We start from the raw sequence: 20,926 nt of genomic DNA, 5'->3' as shown, positions 1-20,926 counted from the left end.
AGGATATTATCTTTCATTAGCTAGCCGTCAAATAAAGATTATTGCTAGCTTTTACTATTAAAAAATATTAAGTATTTTATAAAGCTAGTATAAATTTACCTAAAAACCTTCTGTTACACAACAATCGCTGAAATATCCTTAATGGTAGTTGACATTATTTATGGTAAATATTACCATAAATGAAAGAAGCAGCTTGTAAGGAATCTCTTGCATGACAACTTTGCCAGATTTGGACTATGTATATAAACAGCAAAGCCATCAGAACCAGGAATTAAACTTTTCTGCGGAAGACTACAGTCTACTGACCGATCTTTACCAATTGACGATGGCAGCTTGTTACACAGGCGAAGGTATAGAACAACGACGGGCTAGCTTTGAGTTGTCTGTCAGACGATTACCAGAGGGTTTTGGTTATTTAATTGCAATGGGGCTAACGCAGGCATTGGAATATTTAGCCAAAATCCGCTTTAGTTCGGCGCAAATTGCGGCATTACAGGCAACAGGAATTTTTGCTCACGCAGGCGATCGCTTTTGGTCACTTTTAGCTGAGGGTAAATTTACGGGTGATGTTTGGGCAGTACCAGAAGGGACGGCTGTATTTGCCAATCAACCACTGTTGCGGGTGGAAGCACCACTTTGGCAAGCGCAACTAGTAGAAACTTACCTCTTAAATACGATTAATTACCAGACTTTAATTGCCACAAAAGCAGCCCGGTTGCGGGATGTAGCGGGGGAATCAGCTACACTTTTAGAATTTGGTACAAGACGAGCATTTAGTCCCCAAGGGTCTTTGTGGGCGGCACGAGCGGCGTTGGCGGGTGGTTTAGATTCCACTTCCAATGTGTTAGCAGCGCTACAACTGGGAGAAAAGCCTAGTGGTACGATGGCACACGCCCTGGTGATGGCGCTGTCAGCAATAGAAGGCACTGAAGAACAAGCTTTTAGTGCATTTCATCGATATTTTCCGGGTGCGCCATTGCTGATTGATACCTACGATACCATTGCTGCTGCCGGGCGCTTGGCCCAAAAAGTAAATTCCGGGGAAATGCAATTGACAGGAGTGAGATTGGACTCAGGAGATTTAGTTACCTTATCAAAACAGGTGCGATCGCTACTTCCTGATGTACCAATTTTTGCCAGTGGCGATTTGGATGAGTGGGAAATTGCCAGACTAAAAGCTGCTGGGGCGCAAATTGATGGTTACGGGCTGGGAACGCGATTAGTTACAGGTTCGCCTGTAAATGGAGTCTATAAACTTGTAGACATTGATGGTATCCCAGTGATGAAGCAGTCGAGTGGTAAAGTTACTTATCCAGGGCGTAAGCAAATTTTTCGTTCGTTTACGGGAGGGAAGGTAAAAACAGACAGGTTGGGACTCTTGGGTGAAATTCCTCAAGAAGAAGAACCTTTGTTGCAGCTGGTAGTGCAGGAAGGTGAACGGGTGCAGCCGTTGGAGTCGTTGGCAACAATTCGTCAGCGTACCGCCGCCTCAGTTGCTAGTTTGCCACAGGAAACACGACGTTTGGATCATCCGGTGGCTGTAGAAGTGGAACTTTCTGAGGGGTTACGGGTGTTGACTGAGGAGACTAAAAAACGAACCGCAAAGGACGCAAAGGACGCAAAGTAAGATGATGAGAGTTGCTTTGTTTGGTACTAGCGCCGATCCACCAACTGCGGGACATCAAAAAATTCTGAGTTGGTTGTCTGAGCGTTATGATTGGGTAGCGGTTTGGGCAGCAGATAATCCATTTAAGTCCCATCAAACACCCTTAGAACATCGGGCGGCAATGTTGCGACTGTTGATTACGGATATAGACACGCCACGGCACAATATTGCTTTGGAACAAGAGTTAAGTAGCTTCCGAACACTGGAAACAGTTGAAAAAGCGAAGATTATTTGGGGTGAAGACGCTGAATTAACGTTGATTATTGGTTCAGATTTACTGAGTCAGCTACCACGTTGGTATCGCATTGAAGATTTGTTACAGAAAGTGCAGCTACTTATTGTACCGCGACCCGGATATGCAATAGATGAGTCTAGTTCAGAGGTAGTGCAAAAGCTAGGAGGGAAAATTGCGATCGCTAGTCTGACCGGTCTAGATGTTTCCTCAACAGCATACCGCGAACGTGGAGATTCTCAAGCCCTCACAGCCCCTGTAGTTGCCTATATTAATCGAGAGCATTTGTACGAATGCCAGGACGTTCACAAAAAAAGATATCAACTCCGTTAAACCAACAACCTTTGGCCGATTTCAAGGTTGGTGTGGATAATGTAATTTTTTCTGTAGATACTGTACAAAATCGGCTGTTAGTTCTACTAGTAATGCGACAGCAGGAACCATTTTTAAATCATTGGAGTCTTCCCGGTACTTTGGTACGTCCCGGAGAGTCTTTAGAAGATGCCGCCTATCGCATTATGGCGGAAAAAATTAAGGTCAACAATCTCTATTTAGAACAACTCTATACATTTGGCGGGCCAAATCGCGATCCACGGGAAGCAACTGATAGTTATGGTGTGCGTTATCTATCAGTTAGTTACTTTGCCCTAGTGCGATTTGAGGAAGCCGAATTAATTGCCGATCGCATGACTGGCATAGCTTGGTATCCAGTAAAACAAGTGCCACAATTAGCTTTTGACCATAACGAAATTCTGGCTTATGGACACAGGCGGTTGCGAAATAAATTAGAGTATAGTCCGGTGGCTTTTGAAGTCTTACCAGAAATGTTTACCTTGAATGATTTATATCAGTTATACGCCACAGTTTTAGGTGATAATTTTTCCGATTATTCTAATTTTCGGGCGCGTCTACTCAAGTTAGGTTTTTTATGCGATACCGGAATTAAGGTATCACGAGGTGCTGGTCGTCCGGCTAGTTTATATAAGTTTGATGCGGAAGCATTTGCTCCCCTAAAAGATAAACCTTTAGTGTTTATTTAACGATGCGCTACCTGGACAAGGGGACAAGGGGACAAATGACCAATGACCAATGACCAATGACCAATGACTAATGACAAATAATATGAAAATTGCGATCGCTCAAATTAATCCGACAATTGGTGATTTGCTTTTAAATGCCCAAAAAATACTGGAAGCGGCACAACGTGCAGCATCTAGTGGGGCGCGTTTGTTGCTAACACCAGAACTTTCTTTGTGTGGCTATCCACCAAGAGATTTATTACTAAATCCTAGTTTTGTGGAAGCGATGGGCATCACTTTACAAAACTTAGCTCAAGATTTACCACCAAATTTAGCTGTGTTGGTAGGAACTGTTGAACAGAATCTTGAAGCCTTTATTAGTGGCGGTAAAACCTTATTTAATAGCATGGCTTTGTTAGAGAATGGCACAGTCAAGCAAGTTTTTCACAAGCGACTTTTGCCTACTTATGATGTATTTGATGAACGTCGCTATTTTGAATCAGGGTTGCAAGCTAATTATTTCACTCTAGATAATATCAATATTGGCGTAACTATTTGCGAAGATTTATGGAACGATGAGGAATTCTGGGGCAAACGGAGTTATCCAGTAAATCCAATTGCTGATTTAGCAATTCTGGGTGTAGATTTCATTGTAAATTTATCTGCTTCCCCCTACACAGTCGGCAAGCAGCAGTTTCGAGAAACAATGCTCAGACATAGTGCAGTCCGTTTTCAACAACCGATGATTTATGCTAACCAGGTTGGCGGAAATGACGATCTAATTTTTGATGGGCGTAGTTTTGCCTTGAATAGTCAAGGTGAAATTATGTGTCGTGCTTGTGGCTTTGACACCGATTTAGTAGTGGTTGAATTTGACGAGGCGCAGCGAGATTTTAAATTAGGTTCTGTAGCACCTGTCTATGAATCAGAAGATGAAGAAATTTGGCAAGCTTTGGTTTTGGGAGTGCGAGATTATGCTCGGAAGTGTCGCTTTTCTAAAGTAGTTTTGGGTTTAAGTGGCGGGATTGACTCTGCAATCGTAGCTGCGATCGCAACTGCTGCACTTGGTAAAGAAAATGTCCTTGGTGTTCTCATGCCTTCCCCTTATAGTTCAGAGCATTCCATCAGTGATGCTGTGGCATTAGCCGAAAATTTGGGGATTAAGACTAATCTTTTACCAATTGGGGAGTTAATGCAAGGCTTCGATCAAACTTTAGGTAATTTGTTTGCGGGTACTGAGTTTGGACTGGCTGAGGAGAATATACAGTCTCGGATTCGCGGTAATTTATTAATGGCGATCGCTAATAAATTTGGTTATCTGCTTTTATCTACAGGTAACAAGTCAGAAATGGCTGTGGGTTACTGTACCCTCTACGGCGATATGAATGGCGGGTTAGCGGTGATTGCAGATGTTCCTAAAACCCGTGTTTATTCACTTTGCCATTGGTTAAATCGCAATCATGAAATCATCCCGCAAAACGTCTTAACAAAAGCACCCAGCGCCGAACTCAAACCAGGTCAAGTTGATCAAGACTCTCTACCACCCTACGAAATTTTGGACGATATCTTACAACGCCTAGTTCACAATCACCAATCAGCAGCGCAAATTGTTGCAGCCGGTCACGATTCGGTAATTGTAGACAGAGTAATCCAAATGGTGGCACGGGCTGAATTTAAACGGCGACAAGCACCTCCCGGTTTGAAAATAACCGATCGCGCCTTCGGAACTGGTTGGCGAATGCCAATTGCTAGTAACTGGGGTGGTGTCAAAAAGGCTTACCAGACTAAAACTACAGCTACACCTAACCTTAGTTTGTTGTGACAGACAAAATGTTCATCCGCGTTGTCCAGGCGCGGATAAGCATTACCATTGAAACTAAAGTCTCAAAGAAAATTATGTTAGATGAAGCAAATTTTGAACAACGTTTAACGACTCTTGAACAAACAGTTGCAGATATCAAACATCGAGTCATTGATGCGCCTACCTCTAGTAATTGGCTGGAAAAGGTTATTGGCTCAATCTCTGATGAATCAGCATTTTTGGAAGCTTTAGAGTATGGTCGGTCATTACGCCACGCTGACATATTTACAGAAGAGGCTGGCGAGCAACTGTGAGATATCTACTGGACACTGACCATATCAGTTTTCTTCAAAGACGTTCAGGAACAGAGTTTCTAACATTAGCTGCTCATATTGCCCAGTATCAGGCTACAGATTTTGCTTTTTCTATCGTTAGTTTCCATGAGCAAGTAATTGGCGCTCATACCTTTATTACTCGTTCTCAAACACCTGATGATGTAGTTCGGGGATATACTCTGCTAATGGAAATCATTCGGGGGTTTTCGGCAGCACCAATTTTACCATTCGATGCTGGAGCAGTAGCCATATTTGAAGGGTTACGAGCGCAAAGAGTTCGCATCGCCACGATGGATTTAAGAATAGCTTCGATTGCACTTTCACGGAGCTTAGTATTATTAACTCGCAACACTAGCGACTTTAGCAAAGTTCCAAACTTAATAACACAGGATTAGACTGTGTAAGCTCCAAAGTGAATTAAAGAGCCAAAGATTTACTTTCAACCTTCATCATTCCACCTCTGAACTCGAAGATTGCACCTTTTAACACCAATTGTCGAGTTAAAAGAGCGATCGCTTGACCTTTTATCCTCGAAGTTGCACCTTTTATCCTCAAAGTTGCACCTTTTATCCTCGAAGTTGCCTCTTTTATCCTCATCATTCTACTTTTGAACTCAAAGCTTGCACCTTTGAACACCAATTGTCGAGCAAAAAGAGCGATCGCTCCACCTGTTAACCTCACCCATAATCCATATTTACTCATCTAAACGCTGTGCGATCGCATTCAGCAATTCCTCAAACTCTGATTTGCTGTGAATATCAGGAGTAAGCGTGTTCATATCTTTTAGTAGGTTGGTTAGTTCTGCGATCGTGTTGCGAATCTCAGTGTATTGGTCAATTTCTTCACGAAATCCCTGTAAATTAGCTGCGGAAACGCCTTTCATCCCTTCATCTAATTCTTTAATTTCGTCTTCCCAATGCTTGATATATTTAAGTCTGGCAATAGGTTTATAAATTTGGGCATCGGCTAACACAATAGGGAAAATTCGATCATAAAATTGACCATTTTTAGCAATTTGCACTAGCTCAAACATACAATTGGGAGATTTTAAATATTTGTCGCTAATAACTGCGATCGCACATTTACCGCGTCCAATCCGTTCCATGAAGGCTTTAATTAGTCCTTTATAACCCAAATTACGTTTGTCCCTAATAATTTTGATTCCTTTTGCTTGAAAAGTCTCATCCAATTGATTGACAAATTGCTCACTTTCGCCGCCCCAAGCATAAGAGATGAAAATTTCCTTCTCAAATTCCATTGTAAATTGACTATTCATGATAGGTTTTTCTTCTTGATTGCTATCTTGTAACCGATGCGTCAACGATTCATCTCGCTTTCGTTCCAGTTCCTTTTGCAACTGTGCAACCTGGGGGTTGAGTTCCTTATTTGCTGTAGCAGATTGGAACATGACATCATCAATTAACTTGCGGACATCTACGATTTCATAGCTGTTTTCGCACTCAATTTGATAACGACCAGCGTTTAAGCGCTTGTTGAGTTTGTCTAGATAATAGGAATAAGGTGTAGGCAGATTTTTGCAAGTCTCACAGTTACAAGGAACTAGGGTTTGATATTGCAAACGTTCGTAAGAGTTGTGGATTTTTTCGAGTTCATGGGTGACGACAGCCATCAATTCTTTTTTGCGGTTTCCGGCTATACGGATTTTAATTTCCCGTTGATCGTAATTTTCAATGACTTCTGCACGAGTTTGGTCTTTGTTTAGAACAACACCGCTTTTCCAAACGAGTTTTTGCTGTTCAATCCAAGGGTGCGTCTCCACAATAAAGCGGGTGAGCATACCTTTAGGCATGAATGTATAGGTGTAGCGCAGGATAAAGTTATTGCGATCGTCCCAGGTATAATCAACTTTTTCAATGGAGAGCAATTGAGGTGCAACATAGGTGTCACGATTACCGGGAATTTCGTAGCAAAGCTTGAACTGCATCATTAATTGAAGTAATTCATCTCGCATATCTGCATATTCGCCGCTTTTCCAAATATCTTCGAGGTCGTCCTTGGTAAAACAACCCAACTTTTTCTTAACATTGTCATTGTCCAAAACATTGTAGACGGCAGTGGTTCCCCATTCGGGTTTGAGGATGACGTAGTGTTTAAGTGCAGAATTGTCTTGAAAATGCAGGCAAACGCCGAGGTCATGGAGATAGTTGCTTAAGCGCAGCATATCTTTACGGTCAGTTAAATTATTGTCTCGGCAAAGGGTACGGTATTCTTCAAAGCTGATGTAATTTCGGGAATCGTTCTCTAGCGCTGCTCTGACCCTTACCCAGAGTTTTGGTAGAGGTGTACCAATATGTTCAAGATTGCTGATGTAAAGCTGAATTGCGTCTTTAATCTCTGCTAAACCGCGATTAGTATCTAAGTTGGTTGCCAGTATTTTTTCTAGGTTGCTAAATTCTCCTCGCATCTGGCGCTCATTGACTTGGCAATCACGGTCTTGTTTTTCGTTTTTGATAATAAAAACTGGGCTTTTGTCGCTCAAAAGTTCGACAACCTTTAGCCACCAGTAAAAATCAGTGTTTTCTTTGCGAGTGTCAGCAACTAAAGCATAGAGCGATCGCTTGCTGAGGAAAAACTGATGGGTTTGGTGGTAGATTTCCTGACCGCCAAAATCCCAGATGTTGACGCGAAAATCTTTGCCATTGGGCAGTGTAAAGTGCCACTGGGTCACTTCAATGCCTTCGGTTGATTCCTCATCTAGCTGGAGTTTATAGTTTTCATCTGCAATTTTCTTAGCTAAAGAGGTTTTACCGGCTCCTCCTTCGCCAATAATCAAGAATTTTGCTTCGTAGAAGGGTTCGGTTTCGCTTGGATCTTGCACCCGAAAATAGAAATCGAGAACTTCATTTACATTACCCGAAGCTAAAATCTCAGGTGGAATGGGGAGTGGATTTCTACGAAGTTGCAGCGATCGCAAGTTGGGGAGTTTTCCAATTTCCGGTGGTAGACTGCTCAGTTGATTCTCGCGGAGGTTGAGCGTTTCCAGGTTAGTGAGTTTTCCAATTTCCGGTAGCAGACTGCTCAGTTGATTCTCGCGGAGGTCAAGCGTTTGCAGGTTGGTGAGTTTTTCAATTTCTGGTGGCAGACTGCTCAGTTGATTACTGCTGAGGTTGAGCGTTTGCAGGTTGGTGAGTTCTTCAATTTCTGGTGGCAGACTGCTCAGTTGATTGTTGCTGAGGTTGAGTGTTTGCAGGTTGGTGAGTTTTTCAATTTCTGGTGGCAGACTGCTCAGTTGATTACTGCCAAGGTAGAGCGTTTGCAGGTTGATGAGTTTTCCAATTTCCGATGGCAGACCGCTCAGTTGATTACTGGTGAGGTCGAGCGTTTGCAGGTTGATGAGTTTTCCAATTTCCGGTGACAGACTGCTCAGTTGATTGTTGCTGAGGTTGAGCGTTTGCAGGTTGGTAAGTTGTCCAATTTCCGGTGGCAGACAGTTCAGTTTATTACTCCCAAGGTAGAGCATTTGCAGATTGGTAAGTTGTCCAATTTCTGGTGACAGACTGCTCAGTTGATTAATGCCGAGGTTTAGCGTTTGCAGGTTAATGAGTTTTTCAATTTCTGGTGGCAGACTGCTCAGTTGATTACTGCTGAGGTTGAGCGTTTGCAGGTTAATGAGTTTTTCAATTTCTGGTGGCAGACTGCTCAGTTGATTGTTGCTGAGGTTGAGCGTTTGCAGGTTGGTAAGTTTTTCAATTTCTGGTGGCAGACTGCTCAGTTGATTACTGCCAAGGTAAAACGCTTGGAGGTTAGCGAGTTTTTCAATTTCCGGTGGCAGACTGCTCAGTTGATTGTTACTGAGGTAGAGCGTTTGCAGGTTGGTGAGTTTTCCAATTTCCGGTGGCAGCGTTGTTAAGCCTTTGCCGGAAAGCTTTAATATTGTCACCTTCAATCTGGCAGCTTGTTCAATAATTTGCAGCAGTTGTTCGTTAGTCATTTCGGGTTTTACAGAGGCGATGCCTGACGACGAGTTGCTGCTTGGACGCGCAGCAGAGAAATTAAGCTAATTAATAATGTACCCTGTATCAAGGATTGCATTGAGCCAATAATCCTCCTATGCCCCTACGAAATCATTCACCATTCAACTTCTGAAATTGAAACTTACACCTTAGAACACAAATTATTCTCTCACCGCAAATTTTTCTCTCTCCATTTACCAAGAAGTTTCATTAGCTGCCAGAGAATATTTTTCACATCTTCCAGTACAACTTTATACTCATTATATTTATATATCTTCTAAAGATTATGGAAAAAATTTCATCTAAAATCACAATAAATAGTCTTTTATTCAGTTTCATTTCTATAAATTTTTGTGTGCTGAATCATAAATTAATAGTAAAAATTGTGACATCATATTCTAGTCAATAGTATAGTTTCAAACAACATCGATTTTTAGAATGATGTTTATACTTAGAAGTAAGTAAATGAAAGCAGGTGCATAATGAAACTACAAGATTTCTTAGGGAAAGATGAGAAATGGTCATTTGATGCGATCGCAGAAGATGCAGACTTGTCTCGTCAGATTCAAATATTGTTAATCGGCTTAGGTTTGCTGGAACCTCCCGCAGATGGGAAGTTTGGCCCTGTTTCTGCGATCGCTCTCAAAAAATTTCAAGAATTAACCAAGACTGAAGAGAGTGGCTTTTTAGGAGCAGTCACAGCCAAGGGATTGATTGAAACTAAAATAGATGATCTTCCTAAACCTCCCTTAAAACTAGGCAATGACATCGCTAGTAAGATTGTGAAATACATGCTATCCAAAGGCTATCAGGTATTTACCAATCCCAAAGAATACAACATTGTTTATGTAGAGGGTATAGATGCAGACTGGACTCTTAATAGTGATACACCCAATCAATTTAACGATCGCCGCATTGTCATTGAAGTAGTAAATGGTATTCCCAAAATTGTAGATCATTGGGAAGCGACTACAGAGCCAGGGAGATACTACACTTATAACCCGATGAATCCCAAAGGAGCAGCTAGGATTCAGTTTGGACAATACAAAGCTTGGGCTGTTGGTACTCACGGCACAGCAGAACCTCACGAAGCATTAGTGCAAGTTGGAGATATCACTGTTTGTAGAGATTTCAACCAAGATTTTAAACGGACTGGGGACAAGCTTGATACAGGTAATGATTTTTATGTGAATCAACACTACGGCTTTGATTTTCCCCGGAATGATATTCGCCTTGCTAGTGCGGGTTGTTTAGTCGGGCGTACCCGTGATGGACATAGAGAGTTTATGGCGATTGTTAAACAAGACCGCCGTTATGTCGCTAATCGCAAATATACTTTTTACACTACCGTAATTCCTGGCGATGATTTACTGAAAACGTTTCCAGGATAAGGTAATTGGTACTTTTTGACAATTCCCCACAGCTAAAAGTTGGGGAATTTTTTTATCTCAAAAATTTATTGATTAGTCAGATTTGTTTTGATGAAGCGACACAATTCAAATCCACTTGTTCCCGTTATTATTACATCAATAATAATTGCATACGCATTGTATTATAGGAATCCGGTTTGATTGGATAAAATATACGTAGGATGTGAGCGCGGAGAGTACGGCATCAAATCCTTGATAATAGTGCGTTACGAACTCCGTTCTAACACACTCTACAATACCTAATTTTGTTCAAAAATCAAATATTAGTCTTAATATAATGAATAATTATTTTAATTTAGCCAGACAATCGTCTCTCACTAAAATAGTAGTTGTTCAGATAATAATCAACCTTAACTATAAAAAATATGCTGATTACAAGGAGTTATTTATTATAATAGCAAATTAAATAATATGTTTAAAGATTGTTTTAAGTAAATCTCCTTGTGTAAAAGGCTTAGTTAAATAGCCAGAGGCTCTAACCATCTTAGCTTTAGCTCTATCTAGAAATCCTAATTTTTCTGACACCATAATCACAGGTGTATTTTTAAAATTTGAGTGTTTCCGTAGCAAAGAGCATAGTTCATATCCATCTAAATTAGGCATTGAAATATCCAACAAGATTATGTCGGGTCTGGTATTAACAATCTGCATTAAAGCTTTAAGAGAATCGGTAACTCCCACAACAGAAAACATTTGCTCATCTAAATAACTTTGAATAACATTCAATACTGTAGGACTGTCATCAATACAAAAGATTGTGTAGATTTTTTTGTCAGCAGGCGGTTGGATGATTTGCTGACCTCTATGTTCATTACTCTTAATAGAGTAAGCTGATGGATTATAGCTGTTTGTTCTAAACGAGTTTGGTGTACTTTTACTTTTAGGTTTTAACTCATTTATTTTGAACAATTCTGAGGGATGCGATTGAGAAGTTGGTGGTGTTCGACGATAAGCAGGTTCTCTACAAGAGGCTTCTCTAGCAGAAACGCTAACGCTTCGGGGTGTTTGACATTGTTCAACCAGTAAGCGGAGATTCAGATGGCAAAACTTTGGCATGTCATCCAGAAAACTTTCTGGAATAAATTCATAACTCCCTTCTTCTAAATTCAGAAATGACTCCAGAACTTCTAGCGCCAATTGCTCTATCAGCATCGCCGCTTCAGAAGGACTAATATATTTCTGATTGACTAACCAGCAAATAGCTAGATAATCTGGGTTCGGTATCGCTTGATTTTCAATCCCAGTTTCAAATATCGCCCGCAACTGTTGGTGAATTTCACGAGGGAGAGTAGAAATTTGCTGACTCAAGCTTTGCAAATTCCTATAAAGTGGCTCAAACATTTTCTCTGAGTAGCAGGCATAAATTAGTTTACCTTCGTCTACATATAATGACCAAGAACCTGAAGTGCTAAACACTTGCAAACAACCAGTAACTGATTTACCAGTGATTTTTTTCAATAAAGATAAAGGCTGGAGCTTTTGGAAAAATCTGTATCTACTAATCGGAAGTGTTTTCATTAGAATAGCTCTGGAATCAAATTAACATTTGCAGTCAAAATTAGTGAATTACCTTTTCGGAATTCACCGCGATGTTGGAAACACTATCAAATAAATATAGTGGTAACATTTGAGTTAGTACAGAGATTCCACACCCCCCAACTATTAATTAACCAATCTCTGTTAAGCTAGAAAGCACGAATCACAATTAAAGCAATCCATATCATTACTCCATAGGAAAATGGCCCGACTGGTTGCCAGGATATAGTATTTCAAAAATTAGATTGGTTTTCTGTATCTTTCGCTAATCTAGCCAATCTAACAGTAACTTAAATGCAACAAATACACTATTGGCTCTCGCCCATCAGTCACAAAAGCATCATTGTTTTCCGTATTTTGTAGCTTTAAATTGCCAATACTTTGGTTCTCTTACAAAAGTATTTTTGCCCCTAATGCTAAAGTCTGGAGTAACCAAAATCTACTGTGATATGGACGAAAATGGTTCTATATAAAGGCTTTTAGGGGTTAATCCCTCGATGACGAAGGATATTTTTGTAACCGTGAGGAGAGTCGCTGGGTACTTTTGTTAGAAGTTTATTCTTAAGGGAAACTTCATTAAAAGAATAAGTATTATTAAAAACTAAGCATTCAAAAAGAGCGATATCTTACTTAGCTTTATGAGTGTAAGCCAGTCGGCGGAATTAAAGCTAACTGGCGTTTGCGTCACGTCTACGACAAGAGAGGCTGTCATTAGGCATGAGCAAGAATTTTAAGCTTGTTTACGTTTCGTAACATAATTTGGTTTATTCCTACCGAATTACTTAGCGCAACTCTTAATGTTGGGATTGGGTAAAATTATCACCTGCACAACAAGGATAGTAAACCCCCCACTAAGGATGAGTTAGCTGATAATTGCCGCCATAATGGTGTGTGGTGAGATGCATAGGCGACGACTTCAGCAGAGGGGAATCTCTTCATAAGTAATGGAAACGAGTTTTAATGTTGTGTCGGGCTAAATAATCATCCTGGACAATTTGAAATGACAAATTCAAGAACTTATAGCGAAATTCTTGATTGTTAGTACATACCTGCGAAATAGCTGTTTTTAGCTAGATGGTAGATAACAAGTAACATACTCACTAAAATTTAGATTACTATAATTCTCAAAAAAAGTTAGCAACAATATCTAAACTTCATGATAAATCAGTAAAGTAAACATGAAAACTAAATTAATATTATATTTCAGTATTTATTTGCTCTAATATCCGGGAAGGCTAAAAATGTACAGTAAAAGATAATATGGGAATCATGTTTTATTTTTGAACAAAACTCAGTACAACTTTATTCTTTCCTGTTCCCTGTCTCCACAAGTGATTCAGTAATCAAAGACGCTCGATGACTCGCTACCGCTTCGCTATCGGATTCCTATATATAGCAAAAAGACGCAAAGAAGTTACTTTGCGTCTTTGGCGTGAGATTTAGAAGTGGACATTCTCACTGTTATGGTTCTCCGTCTACTTAAAATTGCTCGCGCCAGCACCAGCTTAAAAGTGTGCCACCAGCTACTAGCTTAACTACTTCCAGCACCCAATAACTACCATGCAGTAAATTCATTGTCGATGGAATAGCCGAAGCTGCTTCAAATAGGTTGAGTTGAACTCCAATCGCGCACATTTGTGGAGTCAAGAAATAGGTGTCAAGCACAGCTATAGTTAGCAGTAATCCAGATAAAATAATACTGCCAATCCGCCAGTGATATTGGGTTTTACCTAAAGCTAATGCTCCAGTTAATACTACAGCAGCAGATAGTAATTCCATCCGATTGAAATTCCAAAAAATCGTGTAGCCTGCTGTTGTAAAACCAGCTTGGCTCATCATGCCGGAAAGATAAAGGCTAGGCATAATTACCCAGTCTAAAACTAAACTAGCACTGAGCCAAAAGCCCAAAGTCAAAATGATACCGGTTTGCCAAATTGGTCGTTTGAATTCAATGTTAGAAATAGCAGTCATAAAATAATTGCGTGTGTTGTATTCTTAGTGTCTAACTTCACTAGCAATTTGACAAGTAATATCAATTAACCTTTACAAAGCAATTTCTATTAATTCATTCTTAACTCAATCACAAGATTTTTTAAAGTTCATTTAGAAATATTAAGATTGTTTAAAAAGGTATTTAAATGGATTTTTCTTGTTATAAATACTCAATTTTTGATATCGAAAGGAATTAAGCGATCGCTTTTATTCCCTTCTGTTGTAAGAAATTAAGTCTCAAGATAGTGTGTGCCTTACCACAGAAGAACTTAAGCTTGGTGTATAAGTTCAGAGAAATAGTAATGAATAAGGAAACAGTTCCTAGTCAAGCTGAAAAATCTAATCCAGAAGGCGACCCATCGGAACTAAGTCCAGAGGTACTTGACAAAATCAAACACCCGGCAAAAATGGACGATGTTATTCGGGAGCAATCACCAGAAGAACGTAAGAGTAATCTAGCCTTAGTACCAGAAATGATTGATGATTCCTCTGATGGATGATTGGGTTTGCTATAGAGTGGTCGAAAAACTCCGATTCCCAACTACCCTAAAAAGTTGGGAATCTTGTTCTCTATGGACTCCTGTTTAATTCAAAAAAACTCGATACACCTTGCTCTTTGTCTCGCCAAGCTCATTACTCGTGATCTGTATGACTTTTTGTACAGTACTTGCTTGGATGCGCTCGCAATACTCTTGTATTCCTTTAACCCTAACCCTATACATATAGATATATATAAAATATACCCAACCTAGTTATCTGCTATACCTCAAAAAAATATTTTTTTTACTATAATATGAACTTAATTCTGGAATTGGAATTTTCTGCTGTGTATTTACACGTAGTTAAAACTCAAATCCAGAACTCCAATAAAAATTAATCGAGAGCAATCAATGACACAGCCTAATTCCCAAGATAAAAATAGCTTTCTTTACCCTCGTAGTCGATATTATGGTAAATTTCAACCAGAAACTTTAGCATTTAATGCCAATCTTCAAGAATTTGCCCAAAAAATTACTTATATCTCTTGTCTAGAAACAGGGGGTAAAATATCTCCTGAAGAAGCTTACGAGCAAATGAAGGTGCTTTGGAAACAGTTGAAACATAGCAAAAAGGAACTGGCTATTGGCATAAATAAATGAAAACTAGTTTTTGGGTATAGGGTAAAGGCAATAACTACCAATGCCCTATCTCTATGCACAGTTAATTAACTTCTAGCAAAGTCCAGAAATAGCCATCTGGTGCAACGAAAGAGAAACTTGTCTCGCCAAATTCATTACTAACGATGTCTGTAACTTTTTGTGCAGTACTTGCTTTGATGCGATCGCAATATTCCTGTATTCCCTTAACGCGATAGGTATATAAAGACATACCCAAGCTACCTGGTTGGGCTGCCTCAAAGCGCGATTCTAAATTGATAGATTCTGGGAATCGGACAATATAAAGTCTACCACTACGTGCAGCCATCAGATCGGACTTAGAAGAACGGGGATCGTCAAAGGCCGTAACAATAAACTTTTCACCAGGGTTAAGGTCAAAAATATCTCGACCGGCTGGCGAAGACTCATAGCTAGTTTCGACATCATCACGCACACGCAACAAACCTAAAACTTCCTCATAAAACTTCAGGGTTTCTTTGCTGTCATCTTGAACGATGATCCCTATATGGGTAAACTGGCTAGTCTTGAGAGCAGCATTATCGTTAACTTGTCCATAATGTGGCAGTGTATAGCCAAATCTTTGAAACAAAACCTGTCGAGTTAAAGGTTGCAATAGCAGCATTTCTCGTACACCAACTGCTGGCTCAATAAAAGGACGGCTTTTTCTCTCTTTGTTATAAATTACTTCCCAATAAGGGTGAGAGTGCCTAATAGGAAAACCTGCGGCTTTTGCATCCTCTATATGATTTAAGATACTTAATACATCTGTTGTTAAGCTTGTTGCCCAGCGATTTCCTTTAATTTTCATTGATGCTATTCCCAAACCTTCATGGGTGGGGTTTTGCCAAACCATCAACCGAATCAAACCATGATCTGAATTTTGGTGGTAGAGGCGGATCGAGCGTAAAGGCGAATTTACTCCATACAATTGATAGGCTACATCTGCGGTTAATTCGCCTACTTGACCAATGCGATAGCCAAATTGCTCCCAATACTGAATTGCAGAAATTGGTTCTGGGATGCCGATACAGACTTCATAAATACCTTCAATCGCGGTTTGTTGTTCTTGAGTCATAATTAGTGCTGAGTTAGAGGAGACGCGATGAATCGTGTTAGAGGAGACGCGATGAATCGCGTCTGTACAAGAGTGAGCAGTAGAGACGCGATTCATCGCATCTATGTTTACAAAAGTATCTCTTAAAGAATTCGAAAAGCAGCAACTTTATTTTGTAGCTTATGATGTACCTACAAAAGTGAGATTTAGCGATCGCTATAAAATTTTTCAACAGGAGTTAAGCTATGACGCAGCGACTGACTCAAGAGCAATTATCACAAATAGTCACGGAAGTAGAAGGTCTGCAAGTGCGTCGAGAAGGGGAACTAGACCAGCAGCAGGTTAAAGAAATTTTGCAGGAGTTGAATTTACCGCCTGAGTTACTCGATGAAGCGCTGATTCAGTTAAATCGCCGCCAAGCACTGGAAGTACAACAACGCCGGAATCGATGGATTACCTCTGGTGTTGTGGCAGCCTTAGTGATACTGAGTGCATCTACAATATTTTTCATACAGCAACAGAATTCTGCACTTTCCCGTGTTTCTGCTCAACAAGACCGCATCACCTTGGTATCAAATACTGGCGGTGACTTGAAGACAATTTCTCGCCAAACCAATCCAGAAGTTTTTTACCGTGTCACCTTAAAGGATGCACCTTTGGGTAAAAAGCTGGCTCTCTCCTGTAATTGGATTGACCCAAGTGGTCAAATTGTCAAGCAAAACAACTATCAAACCCGCGAAATTAATACATCTGTCTGGGATACGCAGTGTCGCTACACGATTAATTCGGCTGCAACTGTTGGTAATTGGAAAGTGCAGATGTTCCTGGAAGGTCGGCAGATTAGCGATGAAACCTTTGAAGTGAAATAGTCCAGATGGGCAACATCCCGCATCACTTTCTTGGCTATTGGGGTTACGGCGCTCAACGCGAGTTGGAAGCGTTGTTAAGTAGTATTTTGGGAAACCTCTCTCCTACAAGGGGAGAGGCTTTGAACTGTCCCCCTTCCCTTGCAGGGAAGGGGGTTAGGGGGTTAGGTCAAAAAAATCAGTTCTCTGCACAAGAAAATTATCCTCTTCCCATCTGGAATGTTGCTTATCTAGGATTTGATGGAAATTCCCCACCGCTAGAAAATCAAATTGCTGCTATTTCGGCATCAGGATTATTAACTTCACCTGATGCTTGGGTAAGTCTCCAAGAAAATAACTGCCTAATTTTGGGTAGAGAACCTTTCGGAAAGATGCCTTTGTATTGGACTCAGCAAGAACAAGTCATTTGGTTTGCATCTCAACTGCAACTACTTTTACCGATATTACAAAAATCAGAAGTCAGCATTCCTGGCTTATATGGCTATAGCTGTTTTTCTTACGTTCCTACACCCTTAACCCCTGTTAAAGAAGTATTTGCAGTGACGGCGGGAACTGAGTTAGTTTGGCAGAGCGATCGCCAATCAGGTATGCTGCGATCGCCTGAATCTAAAAATATCCACTCGTGGCGGGAAGTTGCAAAACAGTTAACAGATGAAACTACAGCAATTACCGAATTGCAAACTCTCCTTAAAGACTCCATTGAACGACAGATTAGCGATTTAAAGGATGAGCCTGTTGGGGTGTTTCTCTCTGGCGGACTCGATTCTTCAGTGGTGGCGGCGCTGCTGGTGCAAGCAGGGGTAAAAGTCCGCGCCTACACTCTAGATTTTGGTGATGTAGGGATTCCAGAATATCCATACTCTGAACAAGTCGCCCAGTTTCTTAAAATTCCGCTTGTTAAAGTTGCAGTAACCCCAAATTCTGTTAAGAATGCTCTAATTCCGACTGTGCAAGCATTAGATTTGCCCTTTGGGGATGGCGTTTGTGTTCCGTTGTATCTCCTATCTCAGAGGGCGAGTCAGGAAACCCAGGTAATTTTTAATGGTGAAGGTGGAGATCAATTATTTGCCGGTTGGACGAACAAACCTTTAATTGCCGCAGGTATTTATCAGGCAGAAAATCCCGCCGGACAGGAAACTTTTATCCAGCAATATTTCCGCACTTTTCACCGTCTTGGGGGATACGAATCTCAAGTTTTTCAGCCGGAAGCTTATGCACAGATCCAAAATTTGCATCTTGAAGATTGCCTGATGGCGGCTCTTAATCGTGATGAGTGTCCATCTTTGCTGCATCGCCTCCGCCGTGCCAGTTTGATGCTCAAAGGAGCGCAGAATATCCATCCCCGTGCGACTGCATTGGGGTTTGCTCATGGGTTATGGGTGCGATCGCCTTTTTGTGATTTACCTCTAGCAGAATGGACATTTAGCCTATCTGGAGAACTTTGTTTGCAAGGAGCTTGTGAAAAATATATCCTCAAACGGGCTGTAGAAAATTGGCTTCCGCCTGAGATTGTTTGGCGACAAAAACGTGGTATGGGGGTTCCTTTAACTTCTTGGTGTTTAAATGATTTTTGGCATCAACTCGGTATTTGGCTCAATCCTGAAAGACTTCGCGCTAACAATCACTTTTATCCTCATATCGCAGCCCAAATCGTTGAAGGCAAACTCGGAGCAGCTATTCAAGGTAGGCGGATTGGTGAGACTCTGTGGTTACTTATTATGTGGCAACTTTGGCGATCGCATGTTTTAAATGAAAAATTCAGCAAACAGTCTTGGGATCACCCTTTTTGGTTACATCGTTGGCTATGGAAAAACTACAAAATAATTCGTAATGGGCTTCGCCCCGCTTCGCTAACGTAATTCGTAATTCGTAGTGGTAAATGGTATCAAATAATTTAACTCAAAATCGCCTTAATCCCCCATTCTCTGAAGAACTTGCTCAGGAGTTACTGAGTACTTATGGTTCTCCGCTTTATGTTTATAATGGCGATCGCTTGCGTGAAACTATTGAGCGCATTACTAAAGCTGTCAATTATCCCCGCACGCAATTTCGGTTTGCAAGTGTTACCAATGGCAATATTGCCTTGTTAAAAATTTTTCGCTCATTTGGATGGGGACTTCACGCTAATACGCCAGGAGATATTTACCTGGGATTGCAGGCTGGTTTCGATCCTAGTGAGATTGTTTATAGCGGTAGTAATTTGAATCGAGTGGAGATGTTACAAGTTTTGAATTGGGGAGTTACAACTCTCAATTTTGATAGTCTCGCTCAATTACAGTTATGCTGCGAAGTTTTGCCCAAAGGTAGAGAGAAAGATATTCGGCTGGGTTTACGCTTGAATTTGCCAGAAATTACCGGAGATAGCCGAATTGGTGTGCGTCCTGAAGAATTTGGTGATGCGATCGCTTTAACTCATAAGTTTGGATTAAAGCTGAGTGGTTTACACTTCTATCGAGGGACGGGAACTAATGCCACAGCCGCTTTCACCCAAGTGATTGATACAGTAATCGCCACAGCACAACTGTTACCAGATTGGGAATATTTAGATTTTGGTGGTGGTTTTGGTTATCCATATCACCACAACAAAACAGCTTTTGACTGGGAAATCTTTGGGAGTGAGTTAAGCGAGAGAATTACTAATTTAGGGCGAGAGATTGATTTGGTGATTGAACCGGGACGAAGTGCGATCGCCGGATGTGCAACTTTGCTTGCTCAAGTTGTTTCTGTGAAATGGCAAGGAAAAAAACAGATTGTCGGAGTTGATACCACCGTTGCCAATCTTTCAGTACCATCAGTACACGGCGGCTACCGAGAAATTATCACTTGGAAGCAAACAGATAAATTCTCAATTCTCCATTCTTGTACAGACGCGATTCATCGCGTCTCTACTCCTCACTCTCTATTCACAACTGATATTTGTGGTAATACCACATATTCACGAGATTATCTAGGTAAAAATTGCCAACTACCGACGTTAGAAATTGGTGATATCGTTGCCATTTTAGATGTCGGTGCTTATGGTTATGCCATGTCGTCTCACTTTTTACACCGTCCCAAACCTGCGGAAGTCTTGCTAGAAAATGGCATACATCGCTTGATTCGCCAACGGGAAGACTACAGTGTTTTGCTAACAAATCAGGTTATTTATGAGAATATAAAGGTTTAAAATGCGTTTTTAGACATTAGCAGACATGATTTTTATGGTTTTTGAGGAGCAGTCTTCAGAAAAGAAATATTTTTTTAGTATAAAATATTACCAAATGTTTAGATAAGGAGCGATCGCAGTCCAAATAGGTAATTTTAGTCAATTACCTAAAATTTAAGGTGCTAAATAATTACTCAAATTAATTTTGGTAGGTCAATTCTCTGTATACTTAATCTTGTTAATGAGTCGGAATCTTATACCATCAGCGTAGTAGCAGCATCAATATAGTAATAATTGATGACTTTATAATTTTCATGGGTTCAACAAGTAAAGTTGCTCCCCAAATTTTGTCATGGTTTTTTTCAAAAATAAAACCGGATTCCGATATTCAATCTATAAGAATGGTTCTCCAAATTTCACAAAAGGAACAATATGCCAGGAAGTACATTAGCGACTGCTCAAAATATTGGTGTTCTTACATTTTTTAACTACAACGATGCTATAGCAAATGCAAATCCAATTGATTACTATAAATTTTCCCTGATAGGCACGAATAATATTACTTTGCTTTTGAGTGGAGTAACTCAAAACTATGTCAATGCATTCATCTATTACGATAGCAATAATAATGGATTGATTGAGAGTGGAGAACAACTTTACTCTGATTATGCTGGTTCCGGTCGAAACGGTCAAATTACTACAACATTAGGAACCGGAAA

Annotated in this window: 17 protein-coding genes and 1 pseudogene; 13 read left to right on the top strand and 5 right to left on the bottom strand. The window is 40.4% G+C overall.

Going from position 1 to position 20,926, the window contains the following annotated elements:
- The first annotated feature begins 211 nt into the window (after window positions 1-211).
- The 6 genes from RMZ41_RS29910 (at window position 212) to RMZ41_RS29885 (ending at window position 5,448) form a co-directional block, all read left to right on the top strand.
- The gene (locus tag RMZ41_RS29910) at window positions 212-1,627 is read left to right on the top strand and encodes a nicotinate phosphoribosyltransferase (RefSeq protein WP_322643678.1); all 1,416 of its coding nucleotides are present in this window, start codon (window positions 212-214) and stop codon (window positions 1,625-1,627) included.
- A 4-nt stretch (window positions 1,628-1,631) separates the two neighbouring features.
- Window positions 1,632-2,231: a nicotinate-nucleotide adenylyltransferase gene (locus tag RMZ41_RS29905; protein WP_322643694.1), complete on the top strand. Its 600-nt coding sequence runs from the start codon at window positions 1,632-1,634 to the stop codon at window positions 2,229-2,231.
- Window positions 2,192-2,938 (top strand): NUDIX hydrolase, encoded by a 747-nt coding sequence (locus RMZ41_RS29900; protein ID WP_322643679.1) that lies wholly within the window; start codon window positions 2,192-2,194, stop codon window positions 2,936-2,938. Before RMZ41_RS29905 ends, RMZ41_RS29900 begins: the two co-directional genes overlap by 40 nt.
- Before the next feature lie 82 nt (window positions 2,939-3,020).
- Window positions 3,021-4,739, top strand: a complete 1,719-nt coding sequence (locus tag RMZ41_RS29895; RefSeq protein ID WP_322643695.1) for an NAD+ synthase — start codon at window positions 3,021-3,023, stop codon at window positions 4,737-4,739.
- Window positions 4,736-5,032, top strand: a complete 297-nt coding sequence (locus RMZ41_RS29890) for a transferase hexapeptide repeat containing protein (RefSeq protein WP_322734526.1) — start codon at window positions 4,736-4,738, stop codon at window positions 5,030-5,032. The genes RMZ41_RS29895 and RMZ41_RS29890 overlap by 4 nt, the downstream gene beginning before the upstream one ends.
- Window positions 5,029-5,448 (top strand): type II toxin-antitoxin system VapC family toxin, encoded by a 420-nt coding sequence (locus RMZ41_RS29885; RefSeq protein ID WP_322643681.1) that lies wholly within the window; start codon window positions 5,029-5,031, stop codon window positions 5,446-5,448. Before RMZ41_RS29890 ends, RMZ41_RS29885 begins: the two co-directional genes overlap by 4 nt.
- A gap of 22 nt (window positions 5,449-5,470) precedes the next feature.
- On the opposite strand, the gene RMZ41_RS29880 is transcribed toward RMZ41_RS29885, so the two are convergent.
- Together RMZ41_RS29880 and RMZ41_RS29875 are read right to left on the bottom strand one after the other, a co-directional pair.
- Window positions 5,471-5,755: a hypothetical protein gene (locus RMZ41_RS29880; RefSeq protein WP_322643682.1), complete on the bottom strand. Its 285-nt coding sequence runs from the start codon at window positions 5,753-5,755 to the stop codon at window positions 5,471-5,473.
- Window positions 5,748-9,005 carry a COR domain-containing protein gene (locus RMZ41_RS29875; RefSeq protein WP_322734527.1) on the bottom strand — a complete coding sequence of 1,086 codons (3,258 nt, stop codon included), beginning with the start codon at window positions 9,003-9,005 and terminating at the stop codon, window positions 5,748-5,750. Before RMZ41_RS29875 ends, RMZ41_RS29880 begins: the two co-directional genes overlap by 8 nt.
- A 504-nt stretch (window positions 9,006-9,509) precedes the next feature.
- Here RMZ41_RS29875 and RMZ41_RS29870 point away from each other — a divergent pair.
- Window positions 9,510-10,418 carry a peptidoglycan-binding protein gene (locus RMZ41_RS29870; RefSeq protein ID WP_322643684.1) on the top strand — a complete coding sequence of 303 codons (909 nt, stop codon included), beginning with the start codon at window positions 9,510-9,512 and terminating at the stop codon, window positions 10,416-10,418.
- A 441-nt stretch (window positions 10,419-10,859) separates the two neighbouring features.
- Here RMZ41_RS29870 and RMZ41_RS29865 read toward each other — a convergent pair whose 3' ends face one another.
- The gene (locus RMZ41_RS29865) at window positions 10,860-11,975 is read right to left on the bottom strand and encodes a response regulator (RefSeq protein ID WP_322643685.1); all 1,116 of its coding nucleotides are present in this window, start codon (window positions 11,973-11,975) and stop codon (window positions 10,860-10,862) included.
- A 1,497-nt stretch (window positions 11,976-13,472) separates the two neighbouring features.
- Complete coding sequence (locus tag RMZ41_RS29860) at window positions 13,473-13,964, bottom strand: hypothetical protein (protein ID WP_322643686.1); 492 nt, start codon at window positions 13,962-13,964, stop codon at window positions 13,473-13,475.
- 323 nt (window positions 13,965-14,287) lie between these two features.
- On the opposite strand from RMZ41_RS29860, the gene RMZ41_RS29855 reads away from it, so the two are divergent.
- Both RMZ41_RS29855 and RMZ41_RS29850 read left to right on the top strand, forming a co-directional pair.
- Window positions 14,288-14,485, top strand: coding sequence for a hypothetical protein (locus tag RMZ41_RS29855; RefSeq protein ID WP_322643687.1), 198 nt, complete (start codon window positions 14,288-14,290; stop codon window positions 14,483-14,485).
- 390 nt (window positions 14,486-14,875) lie between these two features.
- The gene (locus RMZ41_RS29850) at window positions 14,876-15,124 is read left to right on the top strand and encodes a hypothetical protein (protein WP_322643688.1); all 249 of its coding nucleotides are present in this window, start codon (window positions 14,876-14,878) and stop codon (window positions 15,122-15,124) included.
- A gap of 61 nt (window positions 15,125-15,185) precedes the next feature.
- Here RMZ41_RS29850 and RMZ41_RS29845 read toward each other — a convergent pair whose 3' ends face one another.
- Entirely contained in the window at window positions 15,186-16,217 is a 1,032-nt protein-coding gene (locus tag RMZ41_RS29845) for a VOC family protein (RefSeq protein WP_322643696.1), read from the bottom strand.
- A gap of 224 nt (window positions 16,218-16,441) precedes the next feature.
- Between RMZ41_RS29845 and RMZ41_RS29840 the strand changes: the two genes are divergently transcribed.
- From RMZ41_RS29840 to RMZ41_RS29825, 4 genes and pseudogenes are all read left to right on the top strand, one after another.
- On the top strand, window positions 16,442-17,065 hold the full coding sequence (locus RMZ41_RS29840; RefSeq protein ID WP_322643689.1) for a DUF3859 domain-containing protein: 624 nt from the start codon (window positions 16,442-16,444) through the stop codon (window positions 17,063-17,065).
- A 5-nt stretch (window positions 17,066-17,070) separates the two neighbouring features.
- Entirely contained in the window at window positions 17,071-18,921 is a 1,851-nt protein-coding gene (locus tag RMZ41_RS29835) for an asparagine synthetase B family protein (protein ID WP_322643690.1), read from the top strand.
- 20 nt (window positions 18,922-18,941) lie between these two features.
- A complete protein-coding gene (locus tag RMZ41_RS29830) occupies window positions 18,942-20,228 on the top strand; it encodes a decarboxylase (RefSeq protein ID WP_322643691.1) in 1,287 nt (428 codons plus the stop codon).
- A 411-nt stretch (window positions 20,229-20,639) separates the two neighbouring features.
- A pseudogene (locus tag RMZ41_RS29825) lies at window positions 20,640-20,926 on the top strand (VCBS repeat-containing protein); the annotation flags it as partial.

The sequence above is a fragment of the Nostoc sp. DedVER02 genome (genome assembly GCF_034530675.2).
Taxonomy (GTDB): Bacteria; Cyanobacteriota; Cyanobacteriia; order Cyanobacteriales; family Nostocaceae; genus Nostoc.
This window is presented reverse-complemented; position numbering and strand designations above follow the sequence as displayed.